14 protein-coding genes are annotated in these 14,446 nt (G+C 68.9%); 4 read left to right on the plus strand and 10 right to left on the minus strand.

Annotated elements, in window-relative coordinates; all coding sequences use genetic code 11:
- Positions 1–6: 6 nt before the first annotated feature.
- Positions 7–1,029, plus strand: coding sequence for a tRNA dihydrouridine(20/20a) synthase DusA (gene dusA, locus KUG41_RS11835; RefSeq protein WP_216904321.1), 1,023 nt, complete (start codon positions 7–9; stop codon positions 1,027–1,029).
- Between the two features lie 35 nt (positions 1,030–1,064).
- Here dusA and KUG41_RS11840 read toward each other — a convergent pair whose 3' ends face one another.
- The 7 genes from KUG41_RS11840 to KUG41_RS11870 form a co-directional block, all read right to left on the minus strand.
- The gene (locus KUG41_RS11840) at positions 1,065–1,547 is read right to left on the minus strand and encodes an RNA-binding protein (protein ID WP_216904323.1); all 483 of its coding nucleotides are present in this window, start codon (positions 1,545–1,547) and stop codon (positions 1,065–1,067) included.
- A gap of 86 nt (positions 1,548–1,633) precedes the next feature.
- Positions 1,634–3,052 carry an argininosuccinate lyase gene (argH, locus tag KUG41_RS11845; RefSeq protein ID WP_216904327.1) on the minus strand — a complete coding sequence of 473 codons (1,419 nt, stop codon included), beginning with the start codon at positions 3,050–3,052 and terminating at the stop codon, positions 1,634–1,636.
- A gap of 37 nt (positions 3,053–3,089) precedes the next feature.
- On the minus strand, positions 3,090–4,523 hold the full coding sequence (locus KUG41_RS11850) for a GAF domain-containing SpoIIE family protein phosphatase (RefSeq protein ID WP_216904328.1): 1,434 nt from the start codon (positions 4,521–4,523) through the stop codon (positions 3,090–3,092).
- 85 nt (positions 4,524–4,608) lie between these two features.
- Positions 4,609–6,081 carry a signal recognition particle-docking protein FtsY gene (ftsY, locus tag KUG41_RS11855; RefSeq protein ID WP_216904330.1) on the minus strand — a complete coding sequence of 491 codons (1,473 nt, stop codon included), beginning with the start codon at positions 6,079–6,081 and terminating at the stop codon, positions 4,609–4,611.
- Positions 6,082–6,092: 11 nt separating this feature from the next.
- Positions 6,093–6,722, minus strand: coding sequence for a transcription antitermination factor NusB (gene nusB, locus KUG41_RS11860; RefSeq protein WP_216904331.1), 630 nt, complete (start codon positions 6,720–6,722; stop codon positions 6,093–6,095).
- Positions 6,722–7,450: a DUF502 domain-containing protein gene (locus tag KUG41_RS11865; protein ID WP_216904333.1), complete on the minus strand. Its 729-nt coding sequence runs from the start codon at positions 7,448–7,450 to the stop codon at positions 6,722–6,724. Before KUG41_RS11865 ends, nusB begins: the two co-directional genes overlap by 1 nt.
- Before the next feature lie 51 nt (positions 7,451–7,501).
- Positions 7,502–8,152: an HpsJ family protein gene (locus KUG41_RS11870; RefSeq protein ID WP_216904334.1), complete on the minus strand. Its 651-nt coding sequence runs from the start codon at positions 8,150–8,152 to the stop codon at positions 7,502–7,504.
- A 39-nt stretch (positions 8,153–8,191) separates the two neighbouring features.
- Here KUG41_RS11870 and queG point away from each other — a divergent pair, with 39 nt between their 5' ends.
- The 3 genes from queG (at position 8,192) to KUG41_RS11885 (ending at position 12,663) form a co-directional block, all read left to right on the plus strand.
- Positions 8,192–9,145 carry a tRNA epoxyqueuosine(34) reductase QueG gene (queG, locus tag KUG41_RS11875; RefSeq protein WP_216904336.1) on the plus strand — a complete coding sequence of 318 codons (954 nt, stop codon included), beginning with the start codon at positions 8,192–8,194 and terminating at the stop codon, positions 9,143–9,145.
- Between the two features lie 42 nt (positions 9,146–9,187).
- Positions 9,188–10,120 carry a tetratricopeptide repeat protein gene (locus KUG41_RS11880; protein WP_216904338.1) on the plus strand — a complete coding sequence of 311 codons (933 nt, stop codon included), beginning with the start codon at positions 9,188–9,190 and terminating at the stop codon, positions 10,118–10,120.
- 65 nt (positions 10,121–10,185) lie between these two features.
- On the plus strand, positions 10,186–12,663 hold the full coding sequence (locus KUG41_RS11885; protein ID WP_216904340.1) for a DNA topoisomerase (ATP-hydrolyzing) subunit A: 2,478 nt from the start codon (positions 10,186–10,188) through the stop codon (positions 12,661–12,663).
- An 88-nt stretch (positions 12,664–12,751) separates the two neighbouring features.
- Here KUG41_RS11885 and KUG41_RS11890 read toward each other — a convergent pair whose 3' ends face one another.
- The 3 genes from KUG41_RS11890 to KUG41_RS11900 form a co-directional block, all read right to left on the minus strand.
- Complete coding sequence (locus KUG41_RS11890) at positions 12,752–13,699, minus strand: carbon-nitrogen hydrolase family protein (RefSeq protein ID WP_216904342.1); 948 nt, start codon at positions 13,697–13,699, stop codon at positions 12,752–12,754.
- Positions 13,700–13,808: 109 nt separating this feature from the next.
- Complete coding sequence (locus KUG41_RS11895) at positions 13,809–14,069, minus strand: DUF2442 domain-containing protein (protein ID WP_216904344.1); 261 nt, start codon at positions 14,067–14,069, stop codon at positions 13,809–13,811.
- The gene (locus KUG41_RS11900) at positions 14,062–14,295 is read right to left on the minus strand and encodes a DUF4160 domain-containing protein (RefSeq protein WP_087069026.1); all 234 of its coding nucleotides are present in this window, start codon (positions 14,293–14,295) and stop codon (positions 14,062–14,064) included. The genes KUG41_RS11895 and KUG41_RS11900 overlap by 8 nt, the downstream gene beginning before the upstream one ends.
- Positions 14,296–14,446: the final 151 nt, after the last annotated feature.

Here is a 14,446-nt window from a genome sequence, read left to right on the forward strand (position 1 = left end):
GGGGCGATGGAGCACAACTACCGCTTCAGTGTGGCGCCCATGCTGGACTGCACCGATCGGCACTTCCGGGTGCTGATGCGGCAGATCAGCCGGCACTGCCTGCTCTACTCCGAGATGGTGGTGGCCCGGGCCCTGCACCACATCGCCCGGGACGGCGGCGTCTCCCGGATGGGGGAGCGGCAGCAGCGGCTCGAACGCCTGCTCGGCTTCGATCCGATCGAGCGGCCCCTGGCCCTGCAACTGGGGGGGGACGACCCGGAGCTGCTGGCACAAGCCGCCCGGATGGGCACCGACCGGGGCTACGACGAGATCAACCTGAACGTGGGCTGCCCCAGCGAGAAGGTGCAGCAGGGCCGCTTCGGCGCCTGCCTGATGGCGGAGCCGGATCAGGTGGCCCGCTGCGTGGCGGCCATGGCGGCGGCCACGCCGCTGCCGGTGACGGTGAAGCACCGCATCGGCATTGATGCGCGGGACTCCTACGGGGAGTTGCTGGCCTTCGTGGACACGGTGGCCTCAGCCGGCGCCGGGCGCTTTGCCGTCCATGCCCGCAAGGCCTGGCTGAAGGGCCTGGATCCGAAGCAGAACCGCACGGTGCCCCCCCTGCGCTGGGATCTGGTGCAGCGACTCAAGCAGGATCGCCCCGACCTGCGGATCGAACTCAACGGCGGACTGGAGGAACTGGGGCCCTGCCAGGAGCAGCTGACCTGGGCCGACGGGGTGATGGTGGGCCGGGCCGCCTATGCCCATCCCCTGCGCTGGACCGGGGTGGACCACCGGATCTTCGCGGACCCGAGCGACACGGAAGCGCGGGCCTCGACCGTGGCCAGGGGCCTGGTTCCCCACGCAGAGCGCTGGTGCGCCGCCGGAGGGCGGCTGTGGCCTATCGCCCGGCACCTGGTTCAGGTGGTCGAAGGGGTCGGCGGGGCGCGCCACTGGCGGGGCTGGCTGACCCGGGAAGCCTCTCAGGCCGGGGCCGGTCCGGAACTGCTGGAGGCCGCGGCCCTCCAGCTGGAGGAGCGGGGGCTCTGAGGGAGGCTCTGAGGGAGCTTTGAGGGGGCGCTCCCTCAGCCCTCTGCACCGCCGTAATCGCCGCCACCACCGCTGCGGCGGCGCCGTGCCCGACCCGCCTCAAAGGAATCGGGAGCGGCGGCGGCGCCGCCGTAGCTGCGGTCCTCCCAGCCCCTGGAACCGGAGCCGCGATCGGCCCCGTAACCACCGCCACCACCACCACCACCACCACCGCCATAGCCGCCGCCGCCACCCCCGTAGCCGCCGCCCCGACGGGGGGCACCACCGCCACCGCCGCTGCGGGGCTCGGCCTTGTTGATCCTCAGGGGGCGGCCCATCAACTCGGCACCCTGGAGGGCATCGATGGCGCGGGTCTCCGTGTCGGCATCGACCATCTCAACGAAGGCGAAGCCCCGCTTGCGGCCGGTGTCCCGCTCCAGAGGCAGGGAACAGTTGACCACGTCTCCGAAAGGGGCGAACAGCTCAGCCACGTCTTCCTGCTCAGCACGGAAGGGAAGATTGCCGACGAAAATACTCACTGACCGATGAGGGGGGACCGAGGGGGCGCGCAGGCGCCTACGACGATCCAAGATTAGACCGAGACGCCCGATTCTCCCGTCCCGCCTCATTCATGCAGCGGGGCAGCGGTGGCACCCCCGAGGCGGCCCCGGGCCCGTTGCAGCGCCTCGGCCACCCTGTCGAATCCGGTGCCGCCCTCGCTGCGCCGGGCCGCCACCACCTGCCGCGGGGCGATCGCCGCGTGGATGTCGGCTTCGAAAGAGGGATGCAGCTCCTGCCAGCGCTCCAGCGGCAGCTCCGCCAGCAGCCGCTGCTCCCGCAGGCAGGCCTTCACCAGGCCGCCCACCAGCTGGTACGCCTCCCGGAACGGCACGCCCCGGGCCACCAGGTAGTCGGCCACATCGGTGGCATTGGAGTAATCCGCCGCCACGGCCGCCTCCAGCCGGGCCGGCCGGAACACAAGCCCCTCCTCGAACAGCACGGCCATCGCCTCAAGACAATCCAGGCAGGTGCGCACCCCATCGAACAGGGCCTCCTTGTCTTCCTGGAAGTCCTTGTTGTAGGCAAGGGGCAGCCCCTTGATCATGGTCAGCAGCCCCATCAGGTGGCCGAACACCCGGCCGCTCTTGCCGCGCACCAGCTCGGGGACATCGGGATTCTTCTTCTGAGGCATCAGGCTGCTGCCGGTGGCGCAGCGGTCGGTGAGTCCCACGAACGCGAACTCCTCACTGGCCCAGAGGATCACCTCCTCCGCCAGGCGGCTGAGATGCACCATCACCAGGGACAGGGCCGCCATGGCCTCGACCGTGAAGTCCCGGTCGCTCACCGCATCGAGGCTGTTGGCGTAGATCGCCTCGAAGCCCAGCTCCGCCGCGGTCTGGCGCCGATCGATGGGTACGGACGTTCCCGCCAGGGCGGCCGCTCCCAGGGGGCAGATGTTGACGCGGCGACGCACATCAGCCAGCCGCTGCCGGTCCCGTTCGGCCATCTCCACGTAGGCCAGCAGATGGTGGGCCAGACAGACCGGCTGGGCCCGCTGCAGGTGGGTGTAGCCGGGGATGAGGGTGTCGGCGTGGGCCTCGGCCTGGGCCAGCAGGGCCCGCTCGAACCGCACCAGGCCTGCGTCGACGGCGTCGATGCGGCGGCGCAGCCACAGACGCAGATCGGTGCCCACCTGGTCGTTGCGGCTGCGGCCGGTGTGCAGCTTCTTGCCGAGGGGGCCGAGCAGCTCGATCAGCCGCCGTTCGACGGCGAAATGGACATCCTCCGCCTCGATGCCGGGGTTGAAGCTCCCGGCGGCGGCCTCCACCCGGATGGCCTCGAGCCCCTCGATCAGCCGTTCCGCCTCCGCCGTCGTGATCACCCCGCAGCAGCCCAGCATGCGGGCATGGGCGATGGAGCCGTCCAGATCCTCCTGGAGCAGGGCGATGTCGAAGCCGATCGAGGCATTGAACCGTTCGATCGCCGGATGCAGACCCTGCTCGAAGCGATCGCTCCAGGTGGAAGGGGAGGGGTCAACGGCCATACGGGATTCCGGGCAGCCCCTCAGCTTGCCACCCGTCTCAGGCGGGGGACACCGGGCCCGCCGGTGGCGCGCTGGGCAGGCTGGGCAGCACCACCCCATCCCGCACCTTCAGCACCACCATCGAGGCATCGTCCTCCAGACGGCGATCACTGCCGACGAACCGGTCCAGGCGGCCGAACAGACGATCGAGAATGGTCTGGGCATCCAGGGCCGCCTTGCAGGCACCGTGAAAGGCCCGCACCAGCCGTTCCTCGTCGAAGCGCTCGCCGCTGAAGCCGCTGGCCTCGGTCACCCCGTCGGTGTAGTACAGGATTACGTCGCCCGGTTCCAGCTGCAGCTCACCGCAGCCATAGTCGGCCTCGCTCTGCAGACCGATCAGCAGGCCGGGGGTGTCGAGCCGGTCCACCCGGCCGCTCTGCCGGCGCCAGAGCAGGGGCGGGTTGTGGGCCGCGTTGGCGTAGCGCAGCAACCGGGTGCGGGGGTCGTAGTCGGAATAGAAGAGGGTGACGAAACGGTGGGAATGGGCCAGGTCCTCCTGGGCCAGCTGGTTCAGGTCGTGGAGGATGCGGTCCGGCGGCAGGCCGCTGAGCACCTCGGCCCGCAGCATGCCCCGCAGCAGGGTCATCAGCAGCCCGGCCGGCACCCCCTTGCCCATCACATCACCCATCACCAGGGCCCAGGGGGCCTGCTCGCGCCGGTGGCCGGTCAGCTGGGGCCGGGTCGGGATGAAGTCGTAGTAGTCACCGCCCACCTGGAAAGCCGGACGGCAGAGGGCCGCGAGCTCCACACCCTCGATCACGGGGCAGTGGTCGGGCAGCAGCTGGGACTGGACCTCCGCGCCGATGCTCAGCTGGCGGTCGAGCCGCTCGTGGCGGCGCCTGTCCTGCTGCAGCAGCTCGTTCTCCAGCGCCACGCCGGTGAGGTCGGCCACCAGCTGGAGGTGCCGGCGACGCACCTCGCTCCAGCTGTAGCCCCGCCGGCCGCTGAAGACGTACAACCGGCCCCGCTGGCGGCTGCGGGCCACCACCGAGGTGGAAACGAGCTGGCTGGTCCCCAGAAGGCGCTGGATCAGGGGATCCAGCAGCGCCGCGACGGCCTCGTCGCCGGCCTGGTTGCGGAGATGGTCGTCGGGAAGGGCGGCGAGCTGCCGCAGCGCCTCGGCGCAGCGCTCACAGGTGGTGGCCTGCAGCTGCTCGCGCCAGAGCCGGCCGTCCGGGTGGAAGACCACCAGCAGACTCCCATCGCCCTCCACCAGGCGGGAGGCCACCAGGGGCACCAGCTCGAGGAATCGCTTGAGGTTGGTGTAGCTGCGCAGGGCGAAGGCCAGAGACGCCAGCAGCTCCTGGTTGCGGCGCTGCTCCCGTCCCAGGCTGTCGAGCAACTGGCGCAACGATGCCGTGACGGACAGGGCCGGACCCGAGGGGGCAGCAGAGGTGGTGGGAAGGGACTGCGGAGGCGGCTGGCTGCTCACCGAGCGGCCGCAAAGGATCCGCAAGGTAGCAATGTCTGCGGGTGTTGAGGGTTCAGCGGTGGGGTGAGCGCTCACCGGGATGGGGTCAGCTGGCCAGCAGGGCCTCCACGAACTCGAAACTGTTGAAGGGCCGCAGGTCGCGGATGCCCTCACCGGCTCCGATGAAACGGATCGGCAGACCCGCCTCCGAGGCCACCGCCAGGGCGACGCCGCCGCGGGCGCTGCCGTCGAGTTTGGTGAGCACCACCCCGGTGAGACCGGCTGCACTGGCGAAGGCCATGGCCTGGCGCAGGCCGTTCTGGCCCTGGCTGGCGTCGAGCACCAGCAGGGATTCCACCACCGCCTCCGGCGCCAGCTTGTCGATGGTGCGCCGCACCTTGCCGAGCTCCTCCATCAGGTTGTGCTTGGTCTGCAGCCGGCCGGCCGTGTCGACCAGCACCAGTTCGGTGCCCTTGGAGCGGGCGGCGCCGATGGCGTCATAGACCACCGCGGCGGGGTCGGCGTTGGCGCTGGGATTGGCGACCACCGCCACCCCGCTGCGCTCCCCCCAGACGCTCACCTGCTGCACCGCCGCGGCCCGGAAGGTGTCGGCGGCGGCGATCAGACAGCTGTAGCCGCTGCGCACCGCCAGGTTGGCGAGCTTGCCCAGGGTGGTGGTCTTGCCGACCCCGTTCACACCGACGAGCAGCCACACGTTGAGCCGGTCGCGCTGGGGGGCCAGCAGGGACGTCCCACCGGAACGGATCGGCTCCTCCAGCAGTCCGCACAGCTGCTCCTTGAGGAACCGGAGCCCTTCGGCCGGATCCACCACCTCCTCGTTGAGCCGGCGCCGCAGGGCCTCCAGCACCTGGTCGGTGGCCTTCACTCCCACATCGGCGCGCAGCAGGGTGGACTCCAGATCGTCCAGCACCGCCGGGGTGAGGGGATCGTCGCCCAGGTTCTCCAGCAGCTGGGTGACGAAGCCCTTCCGCGTCTTCTCCAGGCCCTGCCGCAGCCGCCCCAGCCAGTCGATCTCCTCCAGGGAGACCTCCTCCACCCGGCGCCCCTGGGCGGCCAGCACCTCCGCCGACCAGGTGAAGGTGGCATCGAAGGCGCCCAGGCTGGGATCGGCCCTGTCGCCCTCGCCCGCTTCGGCAGCGGCCGGAGCGGCGACGGGCTCAGGCGGGGGCTCGGCGGGGGCGGTGATCTCCTGGAGGCGCTGGCGGCGCTGGGCCGCAGCCTGCTCCAGCAGGGACGGAGCCGCAGGCTCCGGTGGCGAGGGGACAGCGTCGGCGACAGAAGGGGCGGCCGGGGGGCCTTCGGGCTCCGGGACCGGAGACTTCAAGGCCTCCTCCTGCTGGGCCTTGAGCCGGGCGTAGGCCGCGCGCGCCCAGGCCAGGGCGTCCTCATCGACGGCATCTCCGGCCGGGACGACAGGGGTGGGCGGCGCGGGAGGGACCTCCTTCTGCAGCTCGGTAGCTTCGGCCTGCGGCTCGGCAGGTTCGGCGGCGGCGGGATCGGGAGCTGGCCCGGGAGCCTCCGGCTCGGCCGCCTTTCTGTTGAACCAGTCGAAGACCATGGCGTTCCTGTTCAGACCCGGGCGGCGGTGAAGCGCCGCAGCACCCCGTTGATCATGCGCCGCCCCTGTTCATCGCTGTAGCGGTTGGCGAGCTCCACCGCTTCGTTGCAGGCCACGGCCGGCGGGGTGGCGAACTCCTCAAGATCCACCACCGCCAGCCGCAGGATGTCCCGGTCCACCCGCGGCAAGCGGGTGAGCCGCCAGCCCTCCATGACCGCGTCGATGCGGCCGTCGAGTCCCGGCCGGTCCCGAAGCACCGCCCGGGTGCGGGCGATCGCATCGAGGCGCACGGCGTCCTGATCGGCGAGCAGCAGCAGGCGAGGCAGCTCCAGACCGGCGGACAGGCGGTTCAGGGCCTGCTCGGCGTGGGCGAGACCCTCCTGCAGGTGGCGACGCACACGGGGCAGCTGCTTCTCGCCCTGATCCTGCAGCTCGCTGTCGAGCAATTGCTGCTGGGCCTGCTGCAGGTCTTCCGCGGAACGGTCGAGGGCCTCGCGCACATGCTGGCTGAGGCTGGTGGCCGCCTGCTGGAGCAGCAGGTCGAAGGAGCCGCCGGGGGCTTCGGCGGCGGCGCTGCCGCGATCGCTCACCTGGCCGAGCATCAGCAGGGCCAGTTCACGGGCGAGGGTGCGACTCTGCATCAGGAGGGTTGGGGGGCGCGCAGCTGGGCCAGCAGGCCGGCGAAGCTGCGGTTGGAGGTGGGTTCCCGCTCATCGGGGCTGACGATGCCGGCGGAAATGATCGTGCGGAAGGCATCCTCGACGCTCAGGTCGAGATCCTTCACCAGACGCTCGGGCACCACGGCATACCAGCCGGTGGTGGGATTCGGGGCGGTGGGGATGAACACGCTGAGCATGGTCTCGTTGAAATCGGCCTGGATGGCCGTGCCGATCACGCCGGTGACGAATCCGACGGCATAGAGCCCTTCCCGGGGGTATTCCACCAGCACCACCCGGCGGAACCGGGAGGAACTGCCCTGCAGGAAGGTTTCCAGCAGCTGCTTGAGGGTCTTGTAGACGGACCCCGCCAGAGGGATGCGCAGCAGGGTGCCCTCCCCGAATTCCAGCAGCCAGCGGCCGACGATGTTGCGGGCCATCAGACCGATGAGCAGGATGCCCAGCAGCGGCACCAGCAGACCCACCCCCAGATTGATCAGATCCTGAAGGAGGGGGTTGAGGGTGTTGAACGGGTTGAACTGCTTGGGGATCGAGGTGAGGAAGGCCAGCACGAAGCGGCTGACCGTGGTGGCCAGCCAGATGGTGGTCGCCAGAGGAATGACCACCAGCAGACCGGCGATCAGGTCGTTCTTGAGATCCTGCTGGAGGCGGTTGCCCAGGGGCTGATCGGAACTGGGACTGGATGGGACCAATGGATGGGGTCCGTGGGGGCGGGACCCTAACGGTAACGATCCGAGGAGGCCTTACAGCACGCTGCCGAGACAAAGGATGGTGAAGGCCACGATCAGCACCACCGCGCCGAGGGATCCACCGAAACGGCGCTGGTTGAGACTGACCTTGCTGGTCTGTTCGGTCTGTTTGTACTGGGTTTCGAGCTGGTCCAGCTGACGGTCGACGAAGGCCCTGGCGGACTGGGTCTTCTGGGCATCGGTGGCGCCGGGAGGCACTTGGCCGGTGGCCTCGGCCTGCTGGATGAGCTGCTGAAGCAGGGCCGGATCCTTGCTCTGCTGACGGGCCATCTCCAGCTGACCGCGCTTGGTGGCAAGCTGCTGATCACTCTGCTGCTGCATCACCTGGTCGCCGCCGAAGGCGATCGGCAGGGAAGCGGTGAGCAACACGGCCAGCAGACCACTGATGATGCAGACCGTCCAGAGCACGGGCGTGCGCGCCTCGGCCGGGTCTTCCAGACGGGAGGAGAGGTACATGAGCAGCAGGCCGATCAGAGCCATCGGGGACTGGCTGATCAGCCGCTCCACCACCAGCTGGCGAAAGGCCTCTTCCTGCCACTCCCAGAGGGAGAGGACCGCAGCCAGCTGCAGAGCCAGCAGCACCACCAGCGTGATGCCCATCCAGCGCAGGAGAGGACTGAATCGGGTGGAGGAGACGGCAGTCACGCAAGCGCGCACGGAGTCGCAGGACTCTACCGGCAGCTCTTGAAACGCCCTCTTGCCGTCGACGGGCTGGCCGAGGCCCTGCGGCTCCGGGCCGAAGCGCTGGGCTTCGCGCCGGTGGGCATCGCCGCAGTGCCGGGAAGCCCCAGGCTGACCCTGCGCACGGCCGCTCTGGAGCGCTGGCTGGGGGCAGGTCATCAGGCGGACATGGCCTGGATGAACGATCCCCGCCGCCGCCGTATCGAGGCACTCCTGCCAGGGGTTCGCAGCGTCCTCGCCGTGGGCTGGAACTACCACGTGGCGGCCCAGCGGCGGCCCGGCAGCCTGCGGGTGGCCCGCTACGGATGGGGCCGCGATTACCACAGGGTGATCGATTCCCGGCTGCGGCAGCTGGGGCGCTGGCTGGCACAGGAGGCCCCCGGCACCACCTGGCGGGCCTGCGTCGACAGTGCCCCCCTGCTGGACAAGGCCTGGGCGGAGGAGGCGGGCCTCGGCTGGATCGGCAAGAACGGCAACCTCATCCATCGCCAGCGGGGATCCTGGATGCTGCTCGGCCACCTGCTCACCAGCCTGCCCCTGCCGCCCGACCGCCCGGCCGAAGCGTTGTGCGGCACCTGCACGGCCTGCATGGAGGCCTGCCCCACCGGGGCCATCGACGAGCCGTTCGTGGTGGATGCCCGCCGATGCATCGCCTACCACACCATCGAGAACCGGGACAGGGACCTGCCCGCCCCGATCCGTGACCAGCTCCAGGGCTGGGTGGCCGGTTGCGACATCTGTCAGGAGGTCTGCCCCTGGAACCGTCCGCCCCTGGCCTGCTCCTCCGATCCGGATGTGCAGCCCCGCGACTGGCTGCTGGATCTGCGCGGCCCGGAGGCCCTGGCCTGGAGCGATGCGGAATGGGATGAAAGGCTGCGGGCCTCGGCCCTGCGGCGCATCCGCCCCTGGATGTGGCGACGTAATCTCCGGGCCGCCCTGGCCGGAGAATGGGGTTAAGGGTGGGCGGCTCCCTAGGCTGAAGCCATTCGGGACAATTTCGTGGGCCGGCGGCTGTGGCGACTGCTTTCCTCCCTGTACCTGACCCTGCCGCTGACGGCGTCACCGGTGGTGGTCTACGCCCTGCCGGCCAGGGCCCTGGTTCCCTTCGTCTATCTGCCCCAGGAGAAGGAGCTGGAGGGAGCGGGACTGGGCATCGCCCAGGCGGCGGCCAGGCTGCTGCGCCTCGGCCAGGCGGAGGATGCGGCCCGGCTGGCCGAACTGACCGTGCGGCTGCTGCCCGATGACCCCCGCGGCTGGGTGCTGCTGGCGGAAGCGGAGCTGCGCAGCAACCAGACCGACAAGGCTGTGGTGGCCCTGAGCCGGGCCAAGGAACTGGATCCCGACAACGCCGGCATCTGGTTCGCCGAGGGCTCCCTGGCCCTGCGCAACGGCAAGCCAGAGGACGCCATCGGCCTGCTGCGCAAGGGACTGGAACTGGATGGCAAGAACGCCGGCGCCTACTTCGATCTGGGCAATGCCCAGATCCTGCTGGGCAACAACGAGGCCGCCCTCGGTTCCTTCGAGAAGGCCTCCGGCCTGCGCAAGGATTTCTGGGAGGCGATCAACAACCAGGGGCTGGTGCTGTTCGAGAGCGGCCGCACCAACGATGCCATCGGCCGCTGGCAGCGGGTGCTGAAGATCAAGGCCGACATCGCCGAGACCTCCCTGGCCATGGCGGCCGCCCTGTACGAGCGCAACCCGGCGGACCGGGCCGAGGCCCTGCGCCTGGCCGAGTCCGCCCTGGCGGAGGAGCCCAACTACGTCAAGGAGAGCTTCCAGAAGGAACAGCTCTGGGGTCCCCGGCTTCGCGCCGTGACCGCCCAGCTCCTGGCCGTGCCGGAACTGAAGCCGGCGGTGGAGCGGGCCCTGGCCAATGCCACCAGCGGCGACGGCGGCATTGAAGGTGGCGTTGAGGGTGGCGAGGGCTCCTGAGCCGCCGGTCGCCCAGGGCGCCATCTGTAGGCTGAGCGCCCTGAGCCGCACCACCGCAGGTACGGATGGCCGACGAGCGCGTCCAACCCATCGCCCTGCATCAGGAGATGCAGCGCTCCTACCTCGAGTACGCCATGAGCGTGATCGTGGGACGGGCCCTGCCGGACGTTCGCGACGGCCTCAAGCCCGTGCAGCGACGCATCCTCTATGCGATGCACGAGCTGGGTCTCACCCCCGACAGGCCCTACCGCAAATGCGCCCGGGTGGTGGGCGATGTGCTCGGCAAGTACCACCCCCACGGCGACCAGGCCGTCTATGACGCCCTGGTGCGCCTGGTGCAGACCTTCGCCAGCCGCCATCCTTTGCTGGATGGCCACGGCAACTTCGGCTCGGTGGACGACGATCCCCCGGCCGCCATGCGGTACACCGAAACCCGGCTGGCCCCGATCGCCAATGAGGCGATGCTGGATGAGATCGGCAACGACACGGTCGATTTCGCCTCCAACTTCGACGGCTCCCAGCAGGAGCCCACGGTGCTGCCGGCCCAGCTGCCGTTCCTGCTGCTGAACGGCTGCACCGGCATCGCCGTGGGCATGGCCACGAGCATCCCGCCCCACAACCTGGGCGAGGTGGTGGATGCCCTGATCGCCCTGATCCGCAAGCCCGACCTGGCTGAGGAAAAACTGCTGGCGATGGTGCCCGGCCCCGACTTCCCCACCGGCGGCGAGGTGCTGCTGGGCAGCGGCGTGAGCGACACCTACCGGACGGGCCGGGGCAGCATCCCCATGCGGGGCGTGGCGCATATCGAGGAGGTGCAGCCCGGCAAGGGCCGCCACCGCCGCGGCGCCGTGGTGGTCACCGAGCTGCCCTACCAGCTGAGCAAGGCGGGCTGGATCGAGAAGCTGGCCGAGCAGGTCAACGACGGCAAGATCGGCGGCATCGCCGACATCCGTGATGAGAGCGACCGCGAGGGCATGCGGGTGGTGATCGAACTGCGGCGCGATGCCGAACCTCAGAAGGTGCTGGAGGAACTGCAGCGGCGCACGGCCCTGCAGAGCAATTTCGGCGCCATCCTGCTGACCCTGGTGAACGGCCAGCCCCAGCAGCTCAACCTGCGCCAGATGCTGCAGCGGTTCCTCGAATACAGGGAGCTCACCATCATCCGGCGCACCAGCCACGCCCTGAAACGCTGCGAAGACCGGCTCGAGGTGGTGCTGGGTCTGATCAAGGCCCTCGATGCCCTCAAGTGGGTGATCGAGATGATCACAGAGGCTCGCGATGCCGCCACGGCCCGGGCCAGCCTGCAGGTGCACCTGGATCTGAGCGAACGCCAGGCCGATGCGGTGCTGGCCATGCCGCTGCGGCGGCTCACGGGCTTGGAGCAGCAGGGCCTGCGCAAGGAGGCGGAGGATCTGCAGCAGGAGCGGACCCGGCTGCGGCACCTGCTCAACGACCGCGACACCCTCCTGGCCACGATGGTGGCTGAACTGAAGGGGCTGAAGAAGCGCTATGCCACCCCCCGCCGCACCCGGCTGGTGGAAGGGGGCGATGCCCTGGTGGCCCAGCGGGCCGCCGCCGTGCGGCCCAACACCGAACTGCAGCGGCAGCAGGCCTTCGAGGCCCTGGCCGGCGACGGCCGGCTGCTGATCCAGGCCGACGGAGCCGTCCGGATCGTCACGCCCCAGATGCTTGGGCGCCTCCATCTCGACGAGGCGGCTGAACTGGGCGACCTGCCGCCGCCGGCGCGGCTGATCCTGCCGGTGACCGACCAACCCGCCCTGCTCGCCTTCAGCGCCGGCGGCCGGGTGGCTTTGCTGCGCTGGGAATTCGCCGGCCAGCAGCCCGGCAAGCTGGAGCGCTTCCTGCCGGACAGCCTGCACGGGGAGCGGGTGGTGCAGGTGCTGCCCCTGCCCCACCCGCCCGGGAGCATCGGCCTGCTCAGCACTGACGGCCGCTTCAAGCGGCTGCCGATCGAGGATTTCCTTGAGCTCTCCGGCCGGCCCGCCACCGTGCTCAAGCTCAAGGAAAGGGTGGAACTGCAGCGGGTGGTGCCCTGCCGGGAGGGGGAGGATCTGGTGGTGGCCACCAGCACCGGCCGGCTGTTGCGCCTGCCGGTCAACGACACCAACCTGCCGGTGATGGGCCGCACCGCCCAGGGCCCCGTGCTGCTGCGCCTGCTGCCGGGCGAACGGGTGGTGGGGGCGGCCCGGGCGGCCAGCGGCGGCCACGTGCTGCTGGCCAGCCGGCGGGGCCAGGTGAAGCGGCTGCAGCTGGACAGCCTGCGGCCCTGCCAGCGAGGGGCGATGGGTCAGATCGGCCTGCGCTTCCTGGAACGGGACGATGCCCTGGTGGATCTGCAGCCCGACGACACCCGGGTGATCGGGGTGCTGCTGGCGGGCGGCGAGGGCCGCAGCCTGCGGCTGACGGTGGATTCCCTGGCGCCGGAGGACTGCAGCGGGGCGGGAACGGCGCTGACGCTGAAGAGCGGTGATGCGGTGACGGAGCTGGTTCCCCTGCTGCTGGAGCCAAGCACCGGCGGCTGAACGGCGTGGCTCACGTCGCAACGCCGGCAGGCCAGATGAAGCCGGGACGGGGACTGGAGGGGGGGGTGGTTCTCAGGACCCGCAGGTTCTACGCGTCCTTCGATGCCTCAAACTCAACGGGATTGAGAGCCTTGGTATTCACACGCAACGTGAAGATGTCTGGTCTCGAGTAATGCCCAACAACATCAAGGCTCCGCTGGGCCAAACCCACGCGCTCCAGGTCGATCTCCGCATACAGAATTCCCAGCTCACGGCGCATGGGCCCAGCCACGATCCTTCCGCCGGGCTCGATCACCACGGAGTCGCCCGGATTGATCCACTCCTCGGCCTTCGGATACAGCTCCGCCTTACCGGGAACGGAGTCCGGGATGTCGCTGCCACGGAAGGCAATGCCGCTTCCCACCACCCAGCATCCGCCCTCCCGTGCGATGTGCTGGAGAGTGCCGATCCACTTGTCGCCGGAATCGTAGGAAGGGGCGATGTAAATCTGGATGCCAAGGGCATAGAGCGCACATCGCGCCAGCGGCATGTAGCTTTCCCAGCAGATGAGCGTGCCGATACGGCCGCAGGGGGTGTCGAGCACCTTCAGCCCTGAACCATCGCCGAATCCCCAGACCATCCGCTCGGGGTTCGTCGGCATCAGTTTTCGGTGCCGGTTCAGCAGCTCTCCATCAGGCCCGATCACCACAACCGTGTTGTAGAGCGTCCCGCGGCTGAATTCAGCATCGCGCTCGTCGATGCCACAGACGACCGTCACCTTGTGCTCCGTGGCCGCTTCCCTGAGGGGAAGGAGATCATCACCATCGAGGCTGACGGCGTTGCTGAGAAGGCGGGAGTGGAGCTGCTCGGCAAGCGCCATATCCGCACCCGGCCTTAGCCTCCAGATCCAGGATGGATAGCCCGGAATGTACGCCTCAGGGAAGATGACGAGTCCAGCCCCATTGGATGCCGCCTCCCCAATCGAAAGGACGGCATCAGCGAGTGTTGCTGAACGGTTCAGCAGCACGGGGGGTCTTTGAACCACTGCAATTTTCATTTATTTCCATCGGTTGTATGAATCAGGCTAACGCTCGCCATCACCTGGCCGCATGGTTTGCTCGGCGAAGAATACAGCGTTACGGCGGCGGCTCAGATGCATGGCTGTGTTAGCTGACCAGAGCCTTTGCCTGGGGCGCTGGCGCACCTCGAAGCAGGCCTTCCACACTTAAGTCCTCATCGACATCTGGCCAGTGGATTCCGTAGCCAGCCCCTGCAATCTCCCAGTTGCCACGCTCCTGGGAGGTTGCATGTAGAAGCCTTGGGAACCAAGCCAGCGGTACCGAGATAGAACGACCGTCAGCCAGGTCGACGATCAGCCTGTCTTCTGTCAACGCAACGTCACTGACCTGCTCACCAGGGTTAGCCATGAAACTCCTCCCATGCTTTCAGCAGGATAGCTCTGTTCAAGCTGACCAGCCGTTCAATTTCACGCAGCTCTCTGGCGCTGAAACCAAGGCTCGAGGACAGTGCAACAGGAACAAGCCAGACCTTGCAAGACGCCTTATCTCTGTCGACATGAACATGGGGAGGCTCGTTTGGCTCGTGACTGTAGAAGTAGACCCTATAAGGACCGCTTCTGAGGATTGTCGGCATCCGAAAGGGCCACCATCACATCAACGATACCGACCTCGGCCTTCCTGTGCAGCTAACGCTCAAGATCAGCGGCGGGCGATAGCTCTGTGCAATGAAAAGGCATGCTTGGCTCCCCGCCCGCTGGATCTTGATGTTAGGCCTTCAAGCGAAG

It is taken from the genome of Synechococcus sp. CCY 9618, assembly GCF_019038415.1.
In the GTDB taxonomy this organism is placed as follows: Bacteria; Cyanobacteriota; Cyanobacteriia; order PCC-6307; family Cyanobiaceae; genus Cyanobium.

Excerpts from the sequence above, each read along its gene's own strand:
- dusA (WP_216904321.1), top strand. The coding sequence starts at position 7 with ATGGAGCACAACTACCGCTTCAGTGTGGCGCCCATGCTGGACTGCACC.
- argH (WP_216904327.1), bottom strand. The coding sequence starts at position 3,052 with ATGGCCGTTGACCCCTCCCCTTCCACCTGGAGCGATCGCTTCGAGCAG.
- ftsY (WP_216904330.1), bottom strand. The coding sequence starts at position 6,081 with ATGGTCTTCGACTGGTTCAACAGAAAGGCGGCCGAGCCGGAGGCTCCC.
- nusB (WP_216904331.1), bottom strand. The coding sequence starts at position 6,722 with ATGCAGAGTCGCACCCTCGCCCGTGAACTGGCCCTGCTGATGCTCGGC.
- KUG41_RS11885 (WP_216904340.1), top strand. The coding sequence starts at position 10,186 with ATGGCCGACGAGCGCGTCCAACCCATCGCCCTGCATCAGGAGATGCAG.
- KUG41_RS11890 (WP_216904342.1), bottom strand. The coding sequence starts at position 13,699 with ATGAAAATTGCAGTGGTTCAAAGACCCCCCGTGCTGCTGAACCGTTCA.
- KUG41_RS11895 (WP_216904344.1), bottom strand. The coding sequence starts at position 14,069 with ATGGCTAACCCTGGTGAGCAGGTCAGTGACGTTGCGTTGACAGAAGAC.
- KUG41_RS11900 (WP_087069026.1), bottom strand. The coding sequence starts at position 14,295 with ATGCCGACAATCCTCAGAAGCGGTCCTTATAGGGTCTACTTCTACAGT.